General features: G+C 66.4%; 23 protein-coding genes and 1 pseudogene. 11 read left to right on the forward strand and 13 right to left on the reverse strand.

From position 1 onward, the window contains the following. Positions 1–139 precede the first annotated feature (139 nt). Positions 140–661 carry a DUF302 domain-containing protein gene (locus ACJEIK_RS28750; protein ID WP_409430780.1) on the forward strand — a complete coding sequence of 174 codons (522 nt, stop codon included), beginning with the start codon at positions 140–142 and terminating at the stop codon, positions 659–661. A 9-nt stretch (positions 662–670) separates the two neighbouring features. On the opposite strand, the gene ACJEIK_RS28755 is transcribed toward ACJEIK_RS28750, so the two are convergent. From ACJEIK_RS28755 to ACJEIK_RS28780, 6 genes are all read right to left on the reverse strand, one after another. Further along, positions 671–931, reverse strand: coding sequence for a hypothetical protein (locus tag ACJEIK_RS28755; RefSeq protein ID WP_267326014.1), 261 nt, complete (start codon positions 929–931; stop codon positions 671–673). A 78-nt stretch (positions 932–1,009) separates the two neighbouring features. Beyond that, positions 1,010–1,435, reverse strand: a complete 426-nt coding sequence (locus tag ACJEIK_RS28760) for a DUF4189 domain-containing protein (protein WP_409430781.1) — start codon at positions 1,433–1,435, stop codon at positions 1,010–1,012. Between the two features lie 109 nt (positions 1,436–1,544). Continuing rightward, positions 1,545–3,464, reverse strand: coding sequence for an acyl-CoA dehydrogenase (locus ACJEIK_RS28765; RefSeq protein WP_409430782.1), 1,920 nt, complete (start codon positions 3,462–3,464; stop codon positions 1,545–1,547). 47 nt (positions 3,465–3,511) lie between these two features. Continuing rightward, positions 3,512–4,822 (reverse strand): cytochrome P450, encoded by a 1,311-nt coding sequence (locus ACJEIK_RS28770; RefSeq protein WP_133428053.1) that lies wholly within the window; start codon positions 4,820–4,822, stop codon positions 3,512–3,514. A 7-nt stretch (positions 4,823–4,829) separates the two neighbouring features. Continuing rightward, on the reverse strand, positions 4,830–6,632 hold the full coding sequence (locus ACJEIK_RS28775) for a peroxidase family protein (RefSeq protein ID WP_064858893.1): 1,803 nt from the start codon (positions 6,630–6,632) through the stop codon (positions 4,830–4,832). A 58-nt stretch (positions 6,633–6,690) separates the two neighbouring features. Beyond that, positions 6,691–7,341, reverse strand: coding sequence for a hypothetical protein (locus ACJEIK_RS28780; RefSeq protein ID WP_234789641.1), 651 nt, complete (start codon positions 7,339–7,341; stop codon positions 6,691–6,693). Between the two features lie 182 nt (positions 7,342–7,523). On the opposite strand from ACJEIK_RS28780, the gene ACJEIK_RS28785 reads away from it, so the two are divergent. Further along, the gene (locus ACJEIK_RS28785) at positions 7,524–8,162 is read left to right on the forward strand and encodes a TetR/AcrR family transcriptional regulator (RefSeq protein WP_064858891.1); all 639 of its coding nucleotides are present in this window, start codon (positions 7,524–7,526) and stop codon (positions 8,160–8,162) included. A 367-nt stretch (positions 8,163–8,529) separates the two neighbouring features. On the opposite strand, the pseudogene ACJEIK_RS28790 reads toward ACJEIK_RS28785, so the two are convergent. The 4 genes and pseudogenes from ACJEIK_RS28790 to ACJEIK_RS28805 all read right to left on the reverse strand — a co-directional run. Continuing rightward, positions 8,530–8,994: pseudogene (locus tag ACJEIK_RS28790) on the reverse strand (SDR family NAD(P)-dependent oxidoreductase); the annotation flags it as partial. Between the two features lie 31 nt (positions 8,995–9,025). Beyond that, positions 9,026–10,354: an FAD-dependent oxidoreductase gene (locus tag ACJEIK_RS28795; RefSeq protein ID WP_133428052.1), complete on the reverse strand. Its 1,329-nt coding sequence runs from the start codon at positions 10,352–10,354 to the stop codon at positions 9,026–9,028. A gap of 2 nt (positions 10,355–10,356) precedes the next feature. Continuing rightward, positions 10,357–11,706, reverse strand: a complete 1,350-nt coding sequence (locus tag ACJEIK_RS28800) for a flavin monoamine oxidase family protein (RefSeq protein WP_061010445.1) — start codon at positions 11,704–11,706, stop codon at positions 10,357–10,359. A gap of 91 nt (positions 11,707–11,797) precedes the next feature. Further along, positions 11,798–12,412 (reverse strand): TetR/AcrR family transcriptional regulator, encoded by a 615-nt coding sequence (locus ACJEIK_RS28805; RefSeq protein WP_061003692.1) that lies wholly within the window; start codon positions 12,410–12,412, stop codon positions 11,798–11,800. A 161-nt stretch (positions 12,413–12,573) separates the two neighbouring features. Between ACJEIK_RS28805 and ACJEIK_RS28810 the strand changes: the two genes are divergently transcribed. Genes ACJEIK_RS28810 through ACJEIK_RS28825 form a run of 4 tightly spaced genes read left to right on the forward strand, consistent with a single transcriptional unit; the run spans position 12,574 to position 16,319 of the window. Further along, entirely contained in the window at positions 12,574–13,410 is an 837-nt protein-coding gene (locus tag ACJEIK_RS28810; protein WP_061003690.1) for an ABC transporter permease, read from the forward strand. Positions 13,411–13,420: 10 nt separating this feature from the next. Then, the gene (locus tag ACJEIK_RS28815) at positions 13,421–14,173 is read left to right on the forward strand and encodes an ABC transporter ATP-binding protein (RefSeq protein ID WP_061003688.1); all 753 of its coding nucleotides are present in this window, start codon (positions 13,421–13,423) and stop codon (positions 14,171–14,173) included. A 12-nt stretch (positions 14,174–14,185) separates the two neighbouring features. Continuing rightward, complete coding sequence (locus ACJEIK_RS28820; protein WP_061003686.1) at positions 14,186–15,211, forward strand: ABC transporter substrate-binding protein; 1,026 nt, start codon at positions 14,186–14,188, stop codon at positions 15,209–15,211. A gap of 10 nt (positions 15,212–15,221) precedes the next feature. Beyond that, complete coding sequence (locus ACJEIK_RS28825) at positions 15,222–16,319, forward strand: LLM class flavin-dependent oxidoreductase (RefSeq protein ID WP_061003685.1); 1,098 nt, start codon at positions 15,222–15,224, stop codon at positions 16,317–16,319. Here ACJEIK_RS28825 and ACJEIK_RS28830 read toward each other — a convergent pair. Beyond that, the gene (locus ACJEIK_RS28830) at positions 16,316–17,203 is read right to left on the reverse strand and encodes an SCO6745 family protein (RefSeq protein WP_406784052.1); all 888 of its coding nucleotides are present in this window, start codon (positions 17,201–17,203) and stop codon (positions 16,316–16,318) included. The two genes, ACJEIK_RS28825 and ACJEIK_RS28830, sit on opposite strands and share 4 nt — an antisense overlap. A gap of 193 nt (positions 17,204–17,396) precedes the next feature. Between ACJEIK_RS28830 and ACJEIK_RS28835 the strand changes: the two genes are divergently transcribed. Further along, positions 17,397–18,419 carry a fused (3R)-hydroxyacyl-ACP dehydratase subunits HadA/HadB gene (locus ACJEIK_RS28835; protein WP_053854963.1) on the forward strand — a complete coding sequence of 341 codons (1,023 nt, stop codon included), beginning with the start codon at positions 17,397–17,399 and terminating at the stop codon, positions 18,417–18,419. Between the two features lie 4 nt (positions 18,420–18,423). Here the strand turns inward: ACJEIK_RS28835 and ACJEIK_RS28840 are convergent, their stop codons facing one another. Beyond that, on the reverse strand, positions 18,424–18,885 hold the full coding sequence (locus ACJEIK_RS28840; protein ID WP_207546808.1) for a nuclear transport factor 2 family protein: 462 nt from the start codon (positions 18,883–18,885) through the stop codon (positions 18,424–18,426). A 122-nt stretch (positions 18,886–19,007) separates the two neighbouring features. Here ACJEIK_RS28840 and ACJEIK_RS28845 point away from each other — a divergent pair, with 122 nt between their 5' ends. Next, positions 19,008–20,078 (forward strand): oxygenase MpaB family protein, encoded by a 1,071-nt coding sequence (locus ACJEIK_RS28845; RefSeq protein WP_064858882.1) that lies wholly within the window; start codon positions 19,008–19,010, stop codon positions 20,076–20,078. Next, positions 20,075–20,638 carry a peroxiredoxin-like family protein gene (locus tag ACJEIK_RS28850; RefSeq protein WP_064858881.1) on the forward strand — a complete coding sequence of 188 codons (564 nt, stop codon included), beginning with the start codon at positions 20,075–20,077 and terminating at the stop codon, positions 20,636–20,638. Before ACJEIK_RS28845 ends, ACJEIK_RS28850 begins: the two co-directional genes overlap by 4 nt. A gap of 8 nt (positions 20,639–20,646) precedes the next feature. Here the strand turns inward: ACJEIK_RS28850 and ACJEIK_RS28855 are convergent, their stop codons facing one another. Continuing rightward, on the reverse strand, positions 20,647–21,270 hold the full coding sequence (locus tag ACJEIK_RS28855; RefSeq protein ID WP_061005475.1) for a TetR/AcrR family transcriptional regulator: 624 nt from the start codon (positions 21,268–21,270) through the stop codon (positions 20,647–20,649). A 135-nt stretch (positions 21,271–21,405) separates the two neighbouring features. Between ACJEIK_RS28855 and ACJEIK_RS28860 the strand changes: the two genes are divergently transcribed. Further along, positions 21,406–21,636, forward strand: coding sequence for a hypothetical protein (locus tag ACJEIK_RS28860; protein WP_061005466.1), 231 nt, complete (start codon positions 21,406–21,408; stop codon positions 21,634–21,636). 7 nt (positions 21,637–21,643) lie between these two features. After that, entirely contained in the window at positions 21,644–22,540 is an 897-nt protein-coding gene (locus ACJEIK_RS28865) for a hypothetical protein (RefSeq protein WP_061005464.1), read from the forward strand. Positions 22,541–22,565: the final 25 nt, after the last annotated feature.

Raw genomic sequence — 22,565 nt, forward strand, 5'->3', positions numbered from 1 at the left:
GGCCTCCCCATCCGGGTTCGAACCGTCGCAGAGTAGGTGTCAGGCCGCCACTCCCCGGCGACACCCGAACTGCTCAGCTTGAACATCGACCGCACGCCCCGCCCGCACATCCACACCACCGACATCGAGGAGGCCGCACATGGCAACGAGTGAGGCTCAGGAGATTCCGTTCCGCGGGGTGCGGATGCGGTTCGACAGCGACAAGTCGTTCGATGAGCTGCGCGACGCTCTGCTCGCCGACATCGGTGTCGAGCCCGCGCAGATAACCGGCCTCCCGGCATTGGCCGCGCGAGACTGGGACGCGTTCGCTGCGGACATCCAGCGCCAGGCCGGGCCCAGCGATTTCATGTTGATGCATCTGATCGACCACACCGGGTGGCTCGGCACCGCAGGGGTGGAGCGCAAGGCACTGCGCGTCATTCTCGGCAATCCGCTGATCGCGATCACCATGATTCGGCACGACCTCACCGCCGCGTTGTTCGCGCCCGTGGAGATTCTGTTGACGGACGAGGACGGCGGCCGCAGCAGCTTGACCTACGTCAAGCCGTCGTCGCTGATGGTTGTCGACGACAATCCGCCGCTGCGCGCCGCGGCACTCATCTTGGACGACAAACTCGCCGCCTTGGCGGAGAAGGTCGCGAGCACCGGCGACGCGCACTGAGAGCGTCGGCTACCGGTGCCCGCCGCCACCCCCGCGGTTGATGACGCCTGCGCCGGGGTACAGGTACCACTCGTCGTCGCCGAACGGGAACGCGTCGTCGCTCGCGATGACCGGCGGCGACGCGGCCGGCACCGACGTCGGGCCGCTGATTTCACTGCCCTGACAGACGGTCACCGACGGATCGCAGATGTCGGCCTGTGCGGCCGGTGCGACCAGCATCCCCGCCGCCATGCCTGCCGCCGCGAACAGCGTCGCCTTCCTGAGATCCATGGCAGTTCCTTTCGCCGTCCGCAACCCGTTGTGGACGAAGCTACCGCCAGTCACCAGAATTCGTGGGCTGCCGGCCGTTCAGTGCTGGGTGCCCAGCGAGCAGAACGACAGGACCACGGTGCCCCCGAACGACGTCGACAACCGGGCTTTCGTCTCGGCATCCTTCTGTGTCTGGGCCACGCCCGTACCCCACATCAGGCTGTGGTTGAACGGGTTGGGACTCGTCGCGAGTGCGGCGCATTCGTTGTCGCCCCACACCACGATCCGGCAGTCGGTGCCGCCCTTGTTGAGGCAGTAACCCACCGCGTCGAACTTGGCCTGGTTCGCGTCCAGCAGGCTTTGCGTGTAGCCCCACTGCCCCGTCGCCGGCGAGAAGGCGATGGCGAGGTACCTGTTGACGCCGGCACTCGCCGGGCTCGCCGACCCGAGCGCGCCGGCGATGGCTCCGGCGGCGACCAGTGCGGCGGCAGCGGCTGAGCGGCGACGGACGGATACAGCGGTCATGGCGTTCTCCTTGGCTGGTCGGCGCCCTCGTGGGCCCCGTTCATCAGCTAGGAGTCAGCAACCACCGCCAGGTGGACACTTTTTTCAGAACGACCTTGATGTCCGCCGCTCAGATGTCCGGGATGCGCTCCGGGTGCAGCATCTCCGCATAGCGCAGCTGCTCGGGAATCCCGAATCCGTCGACCAACACCTCGGCGTACGGCCGCAGCTTGCGGCAGCGGTCGTTGATGCCGGCGGTGACGGCCTTCGCCCGGTCCATGGACAGGAAGCGGTGCTCGATGTACCAGGCCTTGTCTTCTTCGATCACCGACAGCGCGTATAGATCGCACACGAGGCCGAAGATCTCGCGGGCCTCGGGATCGGCACACGCGTCGATCCCGGCGGCGAAGGATTCGAACACAATGCGGTCGATGTGCGCCGACGCCGCGTGCAGCACGTGGTCCTGCACGGAGTTGAACGCCTCGAACGGGCTCATCTCCTTGGAGTTGGCCTGCAGGCGGCGGGCGACCGTCGACAGCAGGTAGTCGGCCCGGTCCTCGAACATCTTCGCCTGGGTGCCGCGGTTGAAGAGGCTGCCCTCTTCCTCATTGTCCTGACGAGTGTCGAGCAGGTTCTGCAGGATGGTCTCGGTGCCGGTGCTCCGGCGCACCCGCTCGCGGGCCGTGCTTGTCGCGAACTTCACCCATTCGAACGGGCTCATGCCCTTGATGTCGTCGGCGTACTCCGTGAGCAGGTGCTTGGCCACCAACTGCGTCAAGACGTGGTTGTCGCCTTCGAAAGTCGTGAACACATCGGTGTCGGCCTTGAGCGCGATGAGCCGGTTCTCCGCGAGATATCCCGCACCACCACACGCTTCGCGACATTCCTGGATGGCCTTGGTGGCGTGCCACGTCGCGGCGGCCTTGAGCCCTGCGGCCCGCGCTTCCAGTTCCCGCTGCACCTCACCGTCGGGCTCCTCGACATCCTGCAGATCATGCAGGTCGGACACCAGCTCGTTCTGCGCGAACTGCAGCGCATAGGACTTCGCGATCAACGGCAGCAACCGACGCTGATGCACCAGGTAGTCCATGATCAGGACTTCTTCGTCGGTCTTCGGCGCCTCGAACTGCCTGCGCTGCAACGCATACCGGGTCGCGATGTCCAGTGCGACGCGCGCGGCGGCCGCCGCGCTGCCACCGACCGTCACGCGGCCGCGGATGAGCGTGCCCAGCATGGTGAAGAACCGGCGGTTGGGGTTGTCGATCGGGGACGAGTACGTCCCGTCCTCGGCGACGTCGCCGTAGCGGTTGAGCAGGTTCTCCCGCGGAATCCGCACATGGTCGAACTGGATGCGGCCGTTGTCGACGCCCGGCAGTCCGCCCTTGTAGTGACAGTCCGAGGTCCGCACGCCGGGCAGGTCGTTGCCGTACTCGTCGCGAATCGGCACGATGAAACAGTGCACCCCGTGGTTCTCGCCCTTGGTGATCAGTTGCGCGAAAACCGCTGATACCTGGGCTGATTCGGCTGCGCCGCCGATGTAGTCCTTGCGCGAGGCGGGGGTCGGAGAATCGATGACGAACTCCCCGGTCGCCGGGTCGTACGTGGCGGTCGTCTCCAGGGACTGCACGTCACTGCCGTGTCCGGTCTCGGTCATGCCGAAGCAGCCGACGAGGTCCAGGTCGATGGCCTTGCGCACGTACGCCTCGTGGTGACGTTCCGTGCCCAGGTTGTCGATGGCGCCGCCGAACAGGCCCCACTGCACGCCGGCCTTGACCATCAACGACAGGTCACTCATGGCCAGCATCTCGATACGGGCGATGGTGGCGCCCGCATCACCGTTGCCGCCGTGCCCCTTCGCGAAGGCGTCCTCGGCGGCGCCGCGCGACGCCATGTACTTCATCTGCTCGGTGACCTTGGCGCGCGCCACCGCGGTGTCCGGGGTGTAGTGCGGCTTGAACAGTTCAGCGGAAAGCTCTTGCCGAATACGGTCTTTCACCTCGCGCCACCGTCCGTCAAGGGCGTAGCGGAGATGTTCGGCGGTCGTCGTCACAAGGGTCCCCTCCATCGCACGGTCGCGTTGACGACCGCATGGTCCATCTAGCGTTCGATGCTGATGCCGTACAGATCGATACTGTGCGGCAGTGACTTCTGTGAGTTCAGCGTAGCGCCGCGCAGCACCGGCGTGGATCCGTCCAGTACGTGCGCCAGGAAGGCCTGCCCGAGGAACACCGACAGTCCGGCGCCCGGGCAGCCCTGTGGGCCGTGGCTGAAGAAGTTGTACGACCAGTCGCTCCCGGCATCCCCACTGACCCATTCACCCGGCGAGAACCGGTCGGCGTAAGGGATCCGGTCGCGGTTCCGGTGGTTGAACACGTTGTAGATGAGAACCTGCTTGCCTTCGGGCAGCACCGCCCCACTGGGGAACTCGATGTCGCGGGTCGCGACGCGGCCGAACAACCCCGTCGTCGGCCACAGCCGCATGGTGTCGAGCAGGCACCCGCCGAGGTACTTCAGGGACGCGATGCCCTGGCCCGAGTTGATGTCGGCCGACGCCATCTCCGCCCGGACCTCGGTCAAGTTCTCCGAATGCGTGGACAGCACCGCCAACGTGCGGAAAGCGTTGGCCGCCAGGGTGTCACCCATCGCGAACAGCCAGTGGATCACCTGGCTCGCGGGGCTCGCGGTCTCGGGCGGTGTGGTTTCCGCGATGAGTGCGGCCAGGCTGCCCGGCTCCGGGTCCTTCAGGTAGGACTCGATATGCGAGACGAACTCCGGGTAGCCGGGCGCCGGTTCGCCGGGCATTCCGTTGCCCGCCGACATCAGTTCGCTGAGCTGTGAGGTGAGCCGGGCGTCGTCCGCGGCCTTGTCGCCGAAGACCACGCTGCGGGTCAACCGCTGGAATGCCGCGTTCCAGTCCGACCACTTCAAGGCCCCCGCACCGAGGCCCTCAACCGTCCGAGCGACCTTCTCCACGAACGCCTGCGCCAGCCGGTGGACCGGGTGGCCGGTGTCCAGCACCGCTTCGGCGAACCGGCGACGGTCCTCCCACGGATGCCCGCGGGAGATGGTCAGCGCGTCCGGCTGGAACGCCGCCATTCCCTCGCGTTTGGGCTTCGGATCGGAGGCGAACGGGTCGGGCGATCCGCCCAGCACGAACTCCAGATCATCGGGGTGGTGCACCAGCAGCGCCTCGTCGGCGACGACCCGAACGTAGAACGGGCCGGGACCGTAGCTGCGCACCATACCTTCGACGAGCTGGTATCCCAGGTAGTCGGAGCTCAGGCCAGATGCGATGCGGGTGGGCAACTCTCGCTTGTTGAACAGTCCCAGAAGGACGTTCGGCACACCGATCTGAGCGGTGAACCGAACGCCTTCGACGATTGACGCGTGCGGGAAATCGTCGGCCATGTGTCCGTCAGCCCCAGGGCAAGTAGGCGCGGACCGAGTCGGCCAGCTGCACCACCGGGTTCTTCTTGCCCGGCACCGGTGCACCCAACTTCGGCCATGGCGCGAACACCCGCTCGACGTCGCCGATCACCGGTTCCAGCTCCGGATAGTGGCGCAGCATGACGTCTTTCATGGTGTTGTTGTTCACCCAGTCGAACCCGACCTGCGTGTACACCTCGGGCTTGTAGTCGTTGGTGAAGAACCGGTCGCTCTTCAGTCGGCGCGACGCCATCAGGATGAAGATACGGAAAGCGGTGTCCGAGAAGCCGAAACCCTTCGGCGGCTGCTCGGCCTGCATGCCGATCTGCAGATCGACAGCGTCGACATCGCCGTTGTAGACCTCGTTGATCTCTCGCGCCCACTGCTTGTTCGGGGTGATGTCGTCGATGGTCTTGCGGCGCGGCATCCGCAGCGCTTCACGGAAGTCGTTGTAGCGCGGCACACCGCGCTCGCGGTCACGCACGATGTCGAGAGTGGCAAGGTCGGTGACCTGGCCGTCGACCCGGGTGAGGTTGCGCAGCGCGTTCGGGTAGTTGTGCAGGCACACGGCACCGGCGCTGGCCAGACCGAACGAATACCACATGTCGCCCATCTGGATCTTGTCCATGAAGCCACGCGTATGAACACCCTGAAGGTCGGTGAAGTCCGCCTTGACCAGGTGCTCGCCCGACTCCAGCGAGAAGAAGTTCCAGTCGTCCGGGATCAGCGGGTGCATGCGGTAAACGGAGACGAACTCCTCGGTCAGTGAGAACGGAGCCGTGTGGTGGTCCGTCGCCGACCCGATGATGCCCGAAATCGCCTCATTGTCGCTGATCCGGCCGAACTTCTCCTGGAACGTCTCGCCCAGCGCGCCGTACCAGTTCGCGTTCATACCGATCTGCAGCGCCGGATGCCGCAGCACGCACGGCGTCCACTCCACGGTGTGGATCTTGGCGATGAGTGCAGAGACGACGAGGACGGCGATCTCGAAGAGGCGCTGATCATCGAAGCTCGGGTAGGCCTTCTTGAGCGCGTCGCAGACCGCGTTGTGCTCGCGCGCGAACATGGTGTGCAGCAGGCCGGTGCCGACCCAGTAGTTCTCTTGCATGCCAGTCAGGTCGATGCCCTTGATGTCGCTCTCGGGCAGACGGCCGTTCGGGTCGACCTTCACCTTGCCGTCGACGAAGGTGCGGACCTGCGACTGGCGCTCCTTGCCACTGCCGTAGACCTGCGAGCCGTCCCACCAGTGCGTCTCGGCGTTGGCGAAAACAGGTGCGGGGCAACCATCGGCGATCTCGCCGCGCAGCGGGATGGTGCACCGGATCTTCATCGGGTTCTCGGGGAACTGGTCGTCGGCGCTCAGCGGGATGTCGATGGTCTTGTCGGGCACACCGTCGCCATGGAAGAACCAGTTGTGGTTCTCGAACTGCAGCCATGCAGCGGCCAGCGCGTTGATGATGCCGGCGGGCTTGAAGTCGTCGCGGGCCATCAGCTTGCGGCTGATGACGCGCGGGTCCGGCTTGAGCAGACGCTTGACGTCGGTGACGGTCATCGACAGCGGCACGTTGCGTCCGAAGCCGGTGCCCTTGGCACCCATGTGCGGATCCGCGAGGTCGTTCCAGGTGCCGTCAGGCTGACGGGCCCGACGCACTTCTTCGGTGGGCTGGCCGAGGTCATCGGCAGGACGCATCCCGTAGCTCTCGTACAGATTGTGCGCGCGAAGGTCATCGCGAGCCTTGGTGAGAGCGTTCAGCTGCAGGAGCAGAGACGGGTATTCGTGCCACTCAGTCATGTTGTTGCCGTTTCTTTTTCGAGTTAGTCGTTTAGGTGGGCTGTGAACGCGAGGTCTGTCAGCGCGGCGTGCGCAATGCGAAGTAGCCGATCTTGCTGTACTTGTCGGAGCCGGTGTTGAACAGAATCTTGCCGAGGTAGACACCGGGCACGAGCTGCACCAGTTCGTCCCGGATGCTCCGGATCACCAGGCGCGGGTTCGATTCAACGTTGGCGTAATCGATGACCATGACCTGACGATCGGGGTCGTCCTTACCGGCTTCCACGTAGGTCGCGAAGTCGAAGGCGAGTTTGCCGGATTCGGCATCACGCATCGAATACAGCGGCCACAGCAGCTTGCCAACCAGGCCAGTGCTCTTGGTCAGCCGATTGTCGCCGGTGCCGGCCTCCGAATCGAAGCGCTTGCCCTGCCACGGCATCCACAGGGCCGTAACAGCCCGCGTCACGGTATCGAGCGCAGGGTTCGTCGTCGTCATGACGAGAATGCCCTCCGTCGGGCCGTCCAGATCGACCGGCGGCGTACCCAGCCGGAAAAGATCGTTGAGCTGCGCTTCGGCAGCATCGGAGTCGTTGTCCGCCAGCTTGGACAGCTCGACGATCCAGCTCCACGCCGAATCAACCGCTCCCGGCTGCCCTTCCGCGACCGACTTCCGCAACCACGCCAACCTGTCGTCCGCAGCAGAGTCCGCCGCTGCTTGTTGTTCGCTCATCGGCACCATTTCCGTCGAATTTCGAGTACTCGCGGAGCATGATAGCGACCTGCGCCATTCTTTGGAGGCATTTCAAGACGATCGTCCAAACTTTGCCACCCCGGGGCAGAAGTACCTGATCGGAGGAATAGACTTGGTATTCCCCGCCAGTTCACTGACACCTCATCTGCCACTGGAGCCCTGTGGATACCCCTTCGAGCCGCGTTGCAGGCCGACTGGCGGGCGCGCGTGGGCAAAAGTTCGCTGCGCGCCGTCAGGAGCTGGCCACCCAAGCCACCAGCGGACTTGCTGAACTGGGCTTCGCGCGCGCCAGCATGCGGGAGCTCGCCCAGCATTGCGAGATATCGCTCGGCGTTCTGCACTACTACTTCGACGACAAAGACGACCTCGTCATGTGCTGCGTGCGGCAGTACAAGAACCACTTCATCGACCGCTACAACTCCATCGTCATCGACGGCAGTTCCGGGCCGGAACTCAAGACCCGCATCAGCAGCGCCCTCAGCAACTCACTGCGCGAGTCGGCCGCCATGCACCGGCTCTGGTACGACCTGCGCACGCAAGCGCTCTTCGACGACCGCTTCGCCGCAAGCATCAACGAGATCGACGACAGCCTTGCCGCGCTCACCTGGAAGGCCGTGATCGCCTACGCCGAACTCTGCGAGTCCGTCGTCATCATCACGCCCGCCATCGTGTACGCGACGGCCGACGGCCTCTTCCACCGTGCACTACGTGACCTGATCACCGGCGACGCCGAGGCGCCACAGCGACTGGCACACGAAATCGATTCGGCGCTGGACGATTTCGTCGGAGCGCCGGCCTAGGCATCCGCCCGCGGTCGCGCACGGCGCCCTACCGTGGTCGGACATCAAGATCAGCCCTTGGCGCGATGTCTGGAACCGGGCGGATTCGTAGCGTCGATGACATGACACACGCACACGTTCCGACTCCCGCGGAGATGCTGCGGGATTGGCTGCGCCACAGCGCTCAGCAGTTCGCCGACGCGGTCACCGCCGCCGGCACCTGGCTTCAGAGCCGCGCCCATTGGCCTGAGCATCGGGCCGACTATTACCCGCCGCGGCGCGAGGAATCGTTCGAGGAAGCGGCCATGGCACGCGAAATGTACCGGCTCTGAGGCTCTTTCGCGGCTAGCTCGCGCCGTGCTCGCCCAGTTTGGCGAACTGGGCCGAACGCCAGCGAGCCGGTGAACCCCTCGATGGCCGCCTTGCTCGCGGTATACACCGCGGCGAGCGGCATCGGTGCCAGGGTCGTACTGGACGTCACGTTGACGATGACGCCGGACCGTCGTTCACGAAACTGCGGGACCACGGCCTGCGTCATCGCCATGACCCCAAAGGTGTTCGTCTCGAACACCTCCCGAGTCGTCTGCATCGGGGTCGCCTCGAACGCGCCCACCACCCCGACGCCGGCGTTGTTCACCAGCACATCGATCGGGCCGGCCGCGGCAACGGCCGCGGCGATGCTCTGCGGATTCGTCACGTCGAGCGCCAGCACCCGCATGCGGTCCGAATCCGGAAGTAGTTCGGGCCGCGGCGTTCTCATGGTCGCGACGACATTCCAGCCTTGCGCATGGAAGTGCCCGGCAATCTCCAACCCATAGCCGGACGAACACCCGGTGATCATCACTGTCTTCATGACTCAAACGTAGAGTCACAAAACGCGACGATCAATGCGCTTTCGTCTGGGATTCATGCGCGATCGTCTTGGCAACCTCCCGCGCTGCGCGAATGCCGGCCTCGATGGCCCCTTCGATGTAGCCGGCGTGTTCGGCGGCCGTCTCCGTTCCGGCCCAGTGAATCCGGCCGGTGGGCGCCGACGCCACGGGATAGAAGCCCTCGCTGGTGCCCTGCACCGGCAACGCGGAATAACCACCGCCCGCGAATGTGTCTTGGTGCCAGGCTTTTTCGTGCCAACTCGCCGGCTGCTCGACGGCGTGCCCGAGGTGCTGCGCCAGCTGACGCAGCAGCACGGCGCGCCGGCCGTCGGTGTCCAGATCGTCGAGGGCGCGGGCCTGGGGACCACCGACCAGCATGCACAGATGTCCGGGGCCGGCCGGCGGCGAGGTATCGAAGACTGCAACGTTGGGTTCCCCGAGCAGCATGCACTCCGCATCGCCACGGGCCCGCCAAAACGGCGTCTCATAGACCGCGACGGCCTTGTACACCGTCCCCATGAACATGTTGCGCTGCAGAGTGATTCGTTCCGGCGGCAAGGGCGGTTCGAAGGCGATGCTCGTCGTCATCGGCGGTGGCACCGAGACAATGGCACGCTGGGCAGCCACCGCGGCAGCGCTGGTGTCGAGGACCACCCCATCGGCAGTCTGACGGATGGCGGTGACGCGGCAACTCGTCCGGACGCGCGTGCCGAGCCCGGCCGCAAGCCGCTCGGCAAGGGTGCCCGCGCCCTCCAGTACGAGTGAATCCTGCGCGCCACCGCTGGTTTTCATCATGGTCTGCAAGCCACCCTGATAGCGGACCAACTCGAGAAAGGCCTGCACCGAAAGTTGTTCGGGTCCTGCGCACGACGTCGTCTCGACCAGCGCACCGAGCAGTCGGCGCGCGCGGTCGGACGGAACTCTGCGTAGCCACGACTGCACCGTCGCGGTATTCCATCGGCCCCTCACGGGAAGTCTGCTGAGCAGCTCGGCGGCCGCCAGCGCCCCCGTGGCGGTGAGTAATGGCAGCGAGTTGGGCGAGACGGTCTGCGGGCCGTCGAATATCGCGGGCGCCTTCGGCGTGTGCATCTGAAATCGGGTCGCGCCGAGTTGGTCGACCAATTGCTCAAATCTGTGGTGTCCCTGGCCGATCCATTGACCACCGAGATCGAGTCGCGAGCCGAGCGCGGACGTTTCGGCCAGCGTTCGCCCGCCGACCCGGTCCGCGGCCTCTAGCACCAGCACCTCGATACCCTGCCGCTGGAGGTCGCGCGCGGCGATCAGACCGGATACGCCGGCGCCGACGATCGCCACGGCGGTCTGCTGTGTTTCGGTGTTCATGGTCACGCCCCTTCGGCCAGGATGGCGTCCGCCGCACGGTAGCCGGATCGAATCGCGCCGTCCATGTAGCCGTTCCAGACATCGGAGGTCTCGGCGCCTGCCCAGTGGATACGGCCGACGGGCGCCGCCACGGCCTTGCCGTACTGCGTCCACACACCTGCGGCCAGCCGGCCGCCGTAGCAGCCCCGGCTGAATTCCTCAGCGGTCCAGTCTTGTTCGAGAACGTCGAAGGGGTCGGCGGCCCGCGGACCGAAGTACTTCACCAGATTCCGGGTGACGAGGTCGCGGCGCTCCGCGGCGGTGAGTTCTGCCGCCCGCCGGGCGTGTGCGCCCTCCAGGAACCCGACGAGGACGCCACAGGAGCTGTCGGCCGGCGAGTTGTCGAGCACGACGTTGAACTCGTCGTCGAGGCTCATGACGAAGCCCGACAGACCGGCATCGCGCCAGAACGGCGTCGGATACCCGATGTTGAACTTGATGACCGAGCCCGCAGGGAACTGCTGGGTCAGCGCATCGCGCGCCGCGGGCAGCGGCGGGCTGTAGCGGAGCCGCCCGGCGAGAGTCTGCGGTACCGCGACCACGACGCGGTCCGCCGCGAGCTGCCCACCGTCGTAGGTCACCGTGACCCCAGAGGCATCCTGGGCGATGCCGCTGACAAAGGTGTTGAGCCACAAGGCATCTCCGAGTTCGGCGGCTATGCGCTCCGAGATTTGGTGGGTGCCGCCGACCACGCGGGACTCCTGTGCGCCGCCGGTGGTCGAGATGAGCACCTCGAGGCTCGTCCCGGATTTGACGTAGAACAGAAAGTGCAGGAGCGACAGTTCAGGCGACTCGGCGGAGAACAGCGCGGGAACGATCAGGCGAAAGAACCGCAGCGCCACCGCATCGGTGGTCTGCCCGACCAGCCATTGATCCAGCGTCTGGCGGTCCAGGTCTGTCGCGCCGGCGGTGGTCCACGGCGAGCCCGTGTCCACGCTCTGCGCGAGCTGTTCGATCTCCACCCAGAGTCGCCCGACCTCGGCGAGGGTCTGCGGTGGCAGGCCGAACGTCTCGTCGGCGTAGCGGTGGTTCTCGCCGTCGTAGACGGTGATCGCATCGCCCGCATCGTAGGACGCGAACGTCTCGAGCCCCAGCTCATCGATCAGGGCCAGCACCGCATCCTGCGTCGGCCCGACCCACTGGCCGCCCATCTCGACCGGCACCCCGTTGCTGAGCGTGCCACCGAGGTTGCGACCTGCCACCCGGTCGCGTGCCTCGAGCACCACCACGGCCTTTCCGGCCCGGGTCAGCTTGCGGGCGGCGCTGAGCCCGGCAAGTCCTGCTCCCACGATGACGACGTCGACACGATCCATGGCGTTCTCCTGACGCTTGCCCGATTCCAAGTCATACAACTGACTGACTTTGACGATAAGGCACATCTGCCCAGGTGGCAAGGTCGGTCGCTCAGTCCGAAGACACGGGCTGCACGGCGGCAGCCCCGAGAATCATGGTGATGAGCGTGTCGAGATCCTCGTCTGCGCGCGCCGGATCGGGATCGACGACGTACTGCACGATCAGGCCGTCGATACCCGCGAGGATGGTCCGCGCGATACTCCGGTAGCCGATCGCCACCGTCTCCTGGGCCCGCGCGGCGGCCTGCTCGCACCAATGGGCGACGACGTCGACGTATCGCTCGTACTGCCAGCGCGCCAGGTCTTCGAGCCCGGGAGTGCGCAGCGCCTGGACCACCAGCTCGAACTGGACCAACTGCAAGTTGTCGTGGCCGACGACCAGGGTGTTCCAGAAACCGCGGATACCCTGCCGGACAGCATGTTCGAGGCCATCATCGAGATCGGCCGAGGTGCGCAACACCTCCGCGATCTCCTCGACCACGTCTTCGATGACGGCCCGCAGCAGCTTCTGCTTGGTCGGGAAGACGTGTTGCAATGTGCCCAAGGGGATTTGCGCCTCATCGGCCACCGCACGCATGGTCGTACGGGCGACGCCGTCGCGAACCAGCACGTCACGCGCGGCGGCAATGATCTGCCTGCCCCGGACGGCTGACTCGACGTAGACCACCTGCCGACCCCTCGATCGATTCATCTGACAGGCGTGAGACTACGCGCCCCCGTTCCCGTGGAATCAGGGCGACGGTAATTCTTCACGTGCCGCGCCCGGCCTCCTACGTTCGGTGTCATGGCGTGCGCGCCTGACCGATAGCCGTCGACGTGAGGAGCGTGATGACCACCCGCGAGGCCCCGGTGGCCGGCGCGGCCCCCGGAACCGAACCTGCAGCGGTGCAGGCGGTTTCCTGGCGCAGCCGCGTCCATGCCCGGCGCTGGGAAATCATCCGCTGGCTGTCACCGCTGGCGGTACTCATCCTGTGGCAGGCCGGCAGCGCGTGGGGCCTCATCGATCCCGCGGTCCTGCCGGCACCCCAGACCATCGCAGAGGCAGGCATCGAGCTGATCGGCAACGGTCAACTCGCCGAAGCGCTGCGCATCTCCGGCATCCGCGCCGCCGAGGGCCTGCTCCTCGGCGGCGTCATCGGCGCCGCTCTCGGCGCCCTCGTGGGGTTCTCGAGGTGGGCCGACGCCACGGTCGATCCGACGATGCAGATGATCCGGGCGCTCCCGCACCTCGGCCTGATCCCGCTGTTCATCGTCTGGTTCGGCATCGGCGAGCTGCCCAAGGTGCTCATGGTCGCGTTGGGTGCGGCGTTCCCGCTCTACCTCAATACCTCGTCGGCCATCTGCCAGGTCGACCCCAAGCTCTTCGAAACGGCTGCCGTACTCGGCTTTTCGCCCCTGCAACGGCTGCGGACCGTCGTCATCCCCAGCGCCGCACCCCAGGTACTGGTGGGCCTGCGGCAATCGCTTGCCATCTCGTGGCTCACGCTCATCGTCGCCGAGCAGATCAACGCCGACTCAGGTGTCGGCTACCTCATCAACAACGCGCGCGACTTCCTCCGCATCGACGTGATCATCTTCGGCCTCGTCGTCTACGCGCTGCTCGGCATCATCACCGACGCACTGGTGCGGATTCTGGAGCGCCGTGCTTTGCGCTACCGCGTCTGAAAGGCACCCTGTGACAGCACTTTACGAAGTACCCGTGGAACCGCCGGTGGTATCGGAACCGCCCGCAGCGGAGTTGCGTTCGGTATCCAAGTGGTACGGCGCCAATCGGGTGCTCGACGAGGTCAGCCTCCGCGTGAAGCGCGGCGAGATCGTCGCGCTCGTCGGGCGCAGCGGTTCCGGAAAATCGACGATACTGCGGGTGCTTTCCGGCATCGCCGGTGATTTCCAGGGCGAGCGCGAGGTACAGGGCGCGCCGGCCGTCGCCTTCCAGGAACCCCGGCTGTTCCCGTGGCGGTCCGTTCGCGACAATGTCCGATACGGCCTGACCCGCGCCAAATTGTCTCGCGCCGAGGCGCTTTCCCGCGCCGACCAGGCCCTGGACGAGGTGGGCCTGGCAGACAAGGCGCAGGCGTGGCCGCTGACCCTGTCCGGTGGTCAGGCGCAGCGGGTGTCCCTGGCCCGCGCGCTGGTGGCGGAGCCCCAACTGCTGTTACTCGACGAGCCCTTCGGCGCGCTCGACGCCCTCACCCGACTGTCGATGCACCGCCTGCTGCTGAACCTCTGGCGCCAGCACAACTTCGGGGTGCTCCTGGTCACGCATGACGTGGACGAGGCCATCGCACTGGCCGACACCATCGTCGTGCTGGAGAACGGACGGGTGGCGCACACCCTGCCGATCGCGAATCCCCGACAACCACACGGTCAGCGCGACCAACGCACCGACGACTACCGCACCGAGCTACTGACGCGGCTCGGTGTCTGACAGGAGAAGACTGTGACGCATTCCCGGGCAGCACGGCTGCTCTCCATCCTGGCCGCCGGAGCACTGCTCACCGCCTGTGTCTCCAGCCGCGACACCAAGAACGAAGTGGCTGTGCCCCAGACAGTTCCGGCAGCGGACCTGTCCGGACTGACGCTGCAGGTGGGTGATCAGAAGGGCGGTACCGAGTCGTTGCTCCGGGCCGCCGGGGAGCTCGACAACGTGCCCTACAAGGTGCAGTTCTCGACGTTCACCTCCGGACCGCCCCAGGTCGAAGCGGCTACCGCGGGCAAGATCGACTTCGCCGTCACCGGGAACACGCCGCCGATCTTCGGCGCTGCGGCAGACGCGAAAATCCGCGTCATTTCGGCCTATTCGAACAGCGCGGCCGGTGACCAGATCCTCACCCCCGCCGGCTCAGCGGTGCATACCGTGGCCGACCTCCGCGGGAAGAAGGTCGTCGTCGGCAAGGGCAGCTCGGCACACGGCCATCTGTTGCTTCAGCTGCAGAAGGCCGGCCTGACGGTCAAGGACATCCAGCTGGTGTTCCTGCAGCCGGCCGACGCCTTCACCGCACTGAGCCAGGGGCAGGCCGATGCCTGGGCCATCTGGGATCCGTACACGGCCCTGGCCCAGAACCAGCTCAAGGTCCGTACCGTCGTCACCGCCGAAAGCGTCACCAACGGCTACGGATTCGGCATCGCCTCGGTGGCCGCGCTGCAGGACGCCAAACGCAACAGCGCGCTGGCCGACTTCGTCCAACGGGTGGCGCGGGCCTCGCTCTGGGCCAAGGACCACCCCGACGAGTGGTACCAAAAGTACGCTGCCGCAATCGGAATCGATCCGCAGGTGGCCCGTGTCGCGCAGTCTCGGAGCCTGCGGCTGCCCATTCCCATCAACGATGCGGTGATCGCCTCTGAGCAGCAGCTCGCCGACGCGTTCACACAATCCGGACAGATCGACCACAAAACCGCCTTTTCGCAGTTCGTCGACAACCGGTTCGGCGATCAGTTGTCACAGTTCTGGACCACCGCAAAATAGGAGGATCGTCTTGTCCGCCAAGTTCTTCTGGTTTCTGCCCACAAACGGTGACAGTCGCTCGATCGTCGGCGCGTCGCACGCGTCATCGCACCACACGGTCCCCGCGGGATACCGCAAGCCCAGCCTGCGCTACCTCGGTGAAGTGGCCCGCGCCGCCGACCGGCTCGGGTACGAGGGGGTGCTGACCCCGACCGGAACCTGGTGTGAGGACGCCTGGTTGACGTCGGCAGCCCTGCTCGAGCAGACCGAACGACTCAAGTTCCTGGTCGCCTTCCGGCCCGGTCTGGTGCCGCCCACCCTGGCCGCGCAGCAGGCAGCGACTTTCCAGCGATTCTCCGGAGGACGGCTGCTGCTCAACATCGTCAGCGGCGGCGACGATGTCGAGCAGCGCCGCTTCGGCGACTGGCTCAGCCACGATCAGCGGTACGAACGCACCGGTGAATTCCTCGAGATCGTGCGCGACGTCTGGCGCGGCGGCCCCGTGGACTACCGCGGCAGGCACTACTCCGTCACCGATGCCCGCGTCTCCGAACCACCGAACCCGTTGCCGCAGCTGTACTTCGGTGGATCGTCACCGGCCGCGCTGCCCATCGCGGCGGAGCATGTCGACGTCTATCTGACGTGGGGTGAACCGCCGGCCGCCGCGGCCGCCAAGATTGCACAGGTGCGCGAACTGGCCAAAGCCCGCGGCCGCACCCTGCGGTTCGGCATCCGACTGCACACCATCACCCGCGACACCTCCGCAGCCGCCTGGGCCGTCGCCAATTCTCTGCTGGCCGAGTTGACGCCCGAACAGATCGCCAAAGCCACAGCACTGCATGCCAATTCCGAATCCGAGGGGCAACGGCGCATGACCGCGCTGCACGGTGGACGGCTCGACCACCTCGAGGTCTACCCGAACCTCTGGGCCGGTGTCGGTCTGGTCCGCGGTGGCGCCGGGACCGCACTCGTCGGCAGCCATGAAGAAGTCGCCGCGCTGATCTCCGAGTACCACGACCTGGGATTCGACGAGTTCATCCTCTCCGGCTACCCACACCTCGAAGAGGCCTACTGGTTCGCCGAAGGCGTGCTGCCGCTGCTGCGCAAGCGCGGTGCCCTGGCCGCCTAGTCCAGGTTTGCGCTGGGATCGTCGAGATCGCTGTGCTGCAACGCCATCGGGGTGATGGCCGGTAGATCGCCGCCGGCGACCACCATCCGGGCGATCGGGGTCAGCGCCTGGAACAGCGTCTCGACCTCGGCGTCGCTCAGCACGTCGAGCGTCGGCAGCGCGGCCGCGTCGGTGCGGTACTCGATGTCGTTCTTCAGCTCGCGTCCCGCGTCGGTCAACGAGCCGTCCGCCGTCACCAGGCCCCGCGCCGCCAGCCGCGCGGTGACGGCGTCCCACTCGGCGTCGTCGTAGTCGCGCGTGGACACGACCTTGTCCCGGGTGGTGCGGCCCGCCGCGACGTGCAGCACGTTGGATTCACGGCCGGTGATGCCGGCCGCCACGAGAGCGGCCACATGGGCGTCGCCCCGCTGTTCGCGCAACAAGGTTGCCGCGTGCCACAGCGCGGCCACCGGCTCGTCGGGCCACGGCGCCGCGGACAGGGCGGCGAACAACGGCCGGCCGTCGACGGCTGCGCCGCGCGCGACCCGGCCGAGCAGATCGGCGGCGGGACGCAGGGTGTCGTCTGCGGTGAGGCCGTAGCGGCGCAATGCGGCGACCGCGCCCGCTTCCCTGGCCGCGAGCGCCTGTTGAGGCGTCGCGATGTCCCACGCACCGGCGAGCGACTTCGCGACGCGGTGGGCGGCGAAGTTGTAGAAGATCGCCTCGACGACCTGCGGCGGCACCGGGCCCAGGGGCGCTGACCGGGTGACGAAGTAGCCGCTCCAGAAGCTGCGGTAGCCGAGGTCGACGGCCGCCGCGCGCGCCTCGGGCGCAAAGTACGTGATCGCGTGCACGGGTTCGTATCGCTCGAACAACCGACGGGCCAAGGTGGGTGTGCGGGCCATGATGCCAGTCAAGCACGCGGCCGCGGAGACCCGCGAACAGCCTCCGCGGGCCCCGGAATCACGTGGTTTTGGGCACATTTGCCGCCGCTCGGCGCAGGTAGACGGCGCATCGACGTGTGTTGCCGCCCCCACGCCGCGTAGGGTGCTTTGGTCGGCCTCAGCGAACATGTCGATAGAAAAGTTGGGCACAGTCATGACGACAGCAGCAGAAGCGTCGCCGCTCGAAGCGCGGATCGGCCACCACTACCAGATGGACGGCACCTACCTGGTCGGCCGCGAGAAGCTGCGCGAGTACGCCCGCGCGGTGCAGGACTACCACCCTGCGCACTGGGACGTCGCTGCCGCCAACGAGCTCGGCTATGCCGACGTGATCGCGCCGATCACGTTCACCTCGACGCCCGGCATGAAGTGCAACCGGCGGATGTTCGAGTCGATCGTCGTCGGCTACGACACCTACCTGCAGACCGAAGAGGTCTTCGAACAGCACCGCCCGATCGTAGCGGGTGACGAACTGGTCATCGACGTCGAGCTGACGTCCGTGCGCCGGACCGCGGGCCGCGACTTCATCACCGTGACCAACACCTTCACCGACACCAAGGGCGAGCGCGTCCACACGCTGCACACCACCGTCGTCGGCGTGACGGCCGAGGACATCGACGGCGACGTCAAGACGGCCGTGCAGAAGGCGATGATGCACGACATGAACATCCTGGACATCGGCTCGGAGGAGTACCGCAAGACGGTGCGCCCCGAGGGAGAGGTCCGGATCGCGACCGACGCGGCCCGCACGCCGGGCACTCCGTCGTTCGATGACGTATCCGTCGGTGACGAACTGCCCGCGAGTCACCTGCGGCTGTCGCTCGGCGATCTCGTGAACTACGCCGGTGTGGCCGGCGACGCCAACCCGATTCACTGGGACAAGGACCTGGCGCAGCTGGCCGGCCTGCCCGACGTCATCGCCCACGGCATGCTGACCATGGGTCTGGGTGCCGGATACGCCTCGACGTGGTCCGGCGACCCCGGTGCCGTGAGCCGCTACACCGTGCGCCTGTCGGCGCCCGCGGTGGTGCCGGCCACCGAAGGCTGCGACATCGAGTTCAGCGGCAAGATCAAGTCGCTGGATCCCGAGACCCGCACGGGTGTCGTCATCGTCGGCGCGAAGTCGGGCGGCAAGAAGATCTTCGGCCTCGCGACCATGGACGTCCGCTTCCGCTGATCCGCTACTGCGGGAACAGAACCGCGGGATTACCCGACATCGCCGACCACCGGCTGATGCGGTTGACGATGCGCCAGCCTTCGGGCCGCCTGGCCCAGGTGTCGGTGTATTCGCCGTTGGTGTCGAAGGTGTCCGCCGAGAGCGGGCCGAGGCCCTGGTGCCGGGCCTGTACGTACGCCCGGGTCACTGCCGTGTCGTCGTCGCGCACCTCGACCTGGATCGAACCGATGAGATGTTGTGTGCCACCGCACTTTTCGAGATATCGGCGGAACGTCGCCACCAGCGCGGGCAGGCCTGACTGCGGCCCTTGGTCGCCATAGTCGAACGTGACGTCGTCGGCGAAGACCTGCGAAGCCTCCGCCCAGCGCTTGCCGTCGACCACGCGCGCGAACGTGCCCAAGCCCGTCCGCAACTCCTCGGCGTCCACCAACTTCTGCACGGCGCTGTGCGTTGCGGCGTCTGACATCCAGTTCTCCGTCCTGCTCGTCCTCCGCATCCTATGGCGGTCGCAAGTCTTGTCGGCCCGTCCCGATTGGAGTAACGTCGCCATTGGAATAACGTTGCTATCTCAATGAGCACGGAGGAACCATGAAATCCGTCCGCCTCCAGGACGTCGCGATGCCCAAGGCAGAGCGCCAGAGGATCGACCGCCGGTACGACTTCCTGCTGAAGCTGCACGGCAAGAACGGGAAGAAAGCTCTGGCGATAGCGGAGGCCCCCCGGATCGACAACGGGTACTTCGGGCCCGATTCGATCAGCTGGAAGGTCTACGAGAACGTCATGGTTGCCGGAATGGGCGCCCTCTCAGGACTTTTCATCTCGGTGCTGGACCCCGACGGGGCCTACGGCGTCGGTCACCACACCACGTACTACTACGACACGATCGGCCGGATCCGGCGCAGCCTCCACTTCTTCGCCGGCGCCGTCGCGGGCGACACCACAAGCGCCGAAAAAGTGGGAGTTGACCTGTTCCGCAAGCACTCTCACATCACCGGCGAGGTCCCCGCGACCGGCGAGCTGTTCCAGGCCAACCACGTCGAGACGCTCAAATTCACTTATGTCGTGGGCTGGCCGCACCTGTGGCGCGCGTACAAGGCATTCGGAGACCCCAATGCGACCGACGACGACGAGCGCCAGTTCTACCGTGAGCAGGTCAAGGTCTGTCAGCTGATGGGTATGCCGGCGGGCGAGCTGCCGGACACCCCCGAGGAAGTCGAAGCGTGGGTGCAGCGGGCCGAGCAGGAGCTCATGGCATTCACGCGCCCGGCGCAGGAACTCACCGACTTCATGACCCATCCACCGGTGACACCACTGAACCCGAACCTCGTCATCGGAAGTCTTATGCGGGTGGCGATCTGGGCCGCCATCCCGCTACTGACACCGTATGTGCGACAGATCTGCGGCCTCGAGGACTACCGGATGCGGCCACGGCTGGGCACCCTGTTGGTCAAGGCGACCGTCAAGGCGCTGCAGAACCCGATCTTCGACCGCATCTTCATCCCGTACTTCGGCCCCGAGATGTGGGGGTATCTGCACAACGTGATTCGCCACGCCGACAGCACCGGCTTCGTCGAGATGACGCACGACCCCGGCCTGACGCTGCAGCACGGCAAGCGCGGCACGATGTGCCCGTTCGCCGTTGTGGGAGCGGTCAGTTGAGCCGGGTTGACGTCATCAGCAATGAGCGGGTGTTCGATGACCGGCACCACCTGCACGAGTTTCAGGACTTCTGGCGCGACGGACCGGTGGCGCTGGTGTTCCTACCGCAGTTCGGCAGCGCTTTCGGCCTGGCGCAGGCCAGAGAGCTGACCGGTCGCTTCGATGAGGTGGAAGCGCTTGGCGCCCAGGTGATCCTGATCGGCATCGGCACGTCGATCCAGGGCTTCACATTTCGAAAGCGGTCCGGAGCCCGCACTCCCGTGATGGTCACCGAGGACCACACCCTTTACCGCACAATGGGATTGGCCGCCCGACCGCGATGGTTGAACCCGATCCGGAATGCGAGCGCATTTCTCGACTTCGTCCGGGCCGGGATCTACCCCTATCAGCGCACCGGCGATCCGCGCCGGCTGGGTGGCGTGTTCGTCGTAGAACGAGGCGGGCGACGGGTCGCGTGGGAACACCGTGCGCGGTACGCCGCGGACCTGGCGGCCGGGAGCGACGTGGTCGCAGCGCTCCGCGCCGTTGCGGCACAACGGGTGACGGCGGGGACGGACTGACTCGGGCTCTATTTGCCGACGACGAGCGCGTCGAACCACAACCGCATGTTGGCGACCATCAGCGAAGCGCCCCGCTCGGCGTCGATCGTGCCCAGCGCCTGGGCCATCGCGATGCCGGCGCCGGTCGCCACCGCCACTTCGATGGCGTCGTCCATCAGCGGGTGATCGGCCGGAACCCCTTCGGGCACAGCATCTTCCAGCAGCACCCGCGTCGATTCCTTGAACCGTTCCAGCGCCTCACGGGCCTTGCCGAGCTGCTCAGGGTCGTGGAAGGTGCTGGTGACATACTCGGCGGTCAGCACGACGAGGTTGGGCTCGGCGCCGATGCGGGCCCACCAACTCGCGAGCGCCGCCAGCCTGTCGTCGGTGGAGACGCCGGCCGCCACGAGCGGTCCGAGCAGTTGATTGAGTTCGGCCATGGAACGGTTGCGGATCACCTCGAGGCACAGCGCTTCCTTGCCCTCGAAGTTGCTGTAGACCGCGCCGATGGTTCGTCCCGCCTCCGCCGCGATGGCCGCGAGCGACGTGGCGTGGTACCCGTTGGCGTAGAACTGTTGCTCTGCGGCATCCAGCAATTCCTGCCGCGTCTGCGCTTGACTCTCCGCCCGAGTCAGCACCTTCCGAGCCGCCACCACGTCCTCCACATCCTCCGCACGACGAGCCTCGATACTATCGCTATCCAGATAACAGGCCAGCTTAAGGGCCCTTTTCGCCGCGATCGCAGCCTTTCGGATAATTGCACCATCCGAATGTGATAATTATTTAGGATGGACAAGGCCGTAACCACGGGTACCGACAACCCGTTGCTCGACGAGCTCGGACAACCGCGGGCAGTACTCGAGAAGCTCACCCCCGAGGAATCTGCCCAGCTGCTCAGCCTGCTCAAGAAGGCGAAGGTGGCCCATCAGCGCAGCCTGAACGACTCGCTCGACGATGGGCTCAAGGTACTGCCCCGGCTGATCCGGCCCGCCGCCCGCAAGATCCTGTTCGGAAGGTGACCCACTGATGGCCGACATCCTGACCCGTGCCCAGCTGTCGCTGCTCGCCGCGCTGCTGCAGACCGACGCCGCAAACCTGGCCAGTCTAGAACGGCTCGGCGCCGACGACCTCAAAGCCCTCCGCGGAGCGCTGTCCGACGCGCTGTTCGACGAACAGGCCGAAGCCTTCGCACGCGTGGGCAAGCTCGCGCCACTCGTCCCAAATGCTTTGGTGGTGACCGTGGCTCACCGCGCGGTGCCGCCGGAAGTCGCGGGGCGCGTCGGCGGCGCCGTGGGACTGGCACACGGAGACCGCGCCATCGGGGTGCTGTCCGGGCTGAAGCCGGCGTACCTCGCCGACGCGGCGCCGTACGTCGACCCACGCGTCATTCCCCACTTCGCCCCGCGACTGCCCGCCAAGCTGCTGATCCCGGCCGCGAGGGAACTGCTGCGACGCCGCGACTACCTGACTGCGTCGCGGTTCGTCGAATTCGCCACCGACGAGCTCATCGTGGCGTTCGAGCGAGCCATCGATGACGACGAGGGCATCATCCTGACTGGCGTCCTGGTATCGGACACGCACGTCATGAACGACATCATGCGGGCCGCCGGACCGGACCGGTCCCTGCGGATGGCCCGGGCCGCGGCCGCGGGGAAGCCGGAAGTGCTCGCAGCATTGGTGTCGCTGCTGAACCGCATCGACCCCGAACTCGCGCGGCCCGCGGTCACCGAACTGCTCGGCCATCCCGACATCGACGTCGTGGTGCACGTACTCGAAGTCGCCACCGCCGAAGGCGTTGTCGTCGAGTTACTCGAGACCTCCGCCGTGCTGGACGGCGAGGCTCGCGCACGCCTGGCGAGTCTGGAGGCCTGGCAACGGATCACCCGCGAGGCAGAGTCCTGGGCACACGAGACACCTGCGTAGTCGGGCCGGTACGTTGATGGCGTCG

The sequence above is a fragment of the Mycobacterium sp. SMC-16 genome (genome assembly GCF_046250085.1).
GTDB classification, from domain to species: domain Bacteria; phylum Actinomycetota; class Actinomycetes; order Mycobacteriales; family Mycobacteriaceae; genus Mycobacterium; species Mycobacterium phocaicum.

What these genes read in the sequence shown, in the direction of transcription:
- ACJEIK_RS28750 (WP_409430780.1), top strand. Translation starts at nt 140, where the DNA reads ATGGCAACGAGTGAGGCTCAGGAGATTCCGTTCCGCGGGGTGCGGATG.
- ACJEIK_RS28755 (WP_267326014.1), bottom strand. Translation starts at nt 931, where the DNA reads ATGGATCTCAGGAAGGCGACGCTGTTCGCGGCGGCAGGCATGGCGGCG.
- ACJEIK_RS28760 (WP_409430781.1), bottom strand. Translation starts at nt 1,435, where the DNA reads ATGACCGCTGTATCCGTCCGTCGCCGCTCAGCCGCTGCCGCCGCACTG.
- ACJEIK_RS28770 (WP_133428053.1), bottom strand. Translation starts at nt 4,822, where the DNA reads ATGGCCGACGATTTCCCGCACGCGTCAATCGTCGAAGGCGTTCGGTTC.
- ACJEIK_RS28775 (WP_064858893.1), bottom strand. Translation starts at nt 6,632, where the DNA reads ATGACTGAGTGGCACGAATACCCGTCTCTGCTCCTGCAGCTGAACGCT.
- ACJEIK_RS28780 (WP_234789641.1), bottom strand. Translation starts at nt 7,341, where the DNA reads ATGAGCGAACAACAAGCAGCGGCGGACTCTGCTGCGGACGACAGGTTG.
- ACJEIK_RS28795 (WP_133428052.1), bottom strand. Translation starts at nt 10,354, where the DNA reads ATGAACACCGAAACACAGCAGACCGCCGTGGCGATCGTCGGCGCCGGC.
- ACJEIK_RS28800 (WP_061010445.1), bottom strand. Translation starts at nt 11,706, where the DNA reads ATGGATCGTGTCGACGTCGTCATCGTGGGAGCAGGACTTGCCGGGCTC.
- ACJEIK_RS28810 (WP_061003690.1), top strand. Translation starts at nt 12,574, where the DNA reads ATGACCACCCGCGAGGCCCCGGTGGCCGGCGCGGCCCCCGGAACCGAA.
- ACJEIK_RS28830 (WP_406784052.1), bottom strand. Translation starts at nt 17,203, where the DNA reads ATGGCCCGCACACCCACCTTGGCCCGTCGGTTGTTCGAGCGATACGAA.
- ACJEIK_RS28835 (WP_053854963.1), top strand. Translation starts at nt 17,397, where the DNA reads ATGACGACAGCAGCAGAAGCGTCGCCGCTCGAAGCGCGGATCGGCCAC.
- ACJEIK_RS28840 (WP_207546808.1), bottom strand. Translation starts at nt 18,885, where the DNA reads ATGTCAGACGCCGCAACGCACAGCGCCGTGCAGAAGTTGGTGGACGCC.
- ACJEIK_RS28845 (WP_064858882.1), top strand. Translation starts at nt 19,008, where the DNA reads ATGAAATCCGTCCGCCTCCAGGACGTCGCGATGCCCAAGGCAGAGCGC.
- ACJEIK_RS28860 (WP_061005466.1), top strand. Translation starts at nt 21,406, where the DNA reads ATGGACAAGGCCGTAACCACGGGTACCGACAACCCGTTGCTCGACGAG.
- ACJEIK_RS28865 (WP_061005464.1), top strand. Translation starts at nt 21,644, where the DNA reads ATGGCCGACATCCTGACCCGTGCCCAGCTGTCGCTGCTCGCCGCGCTG.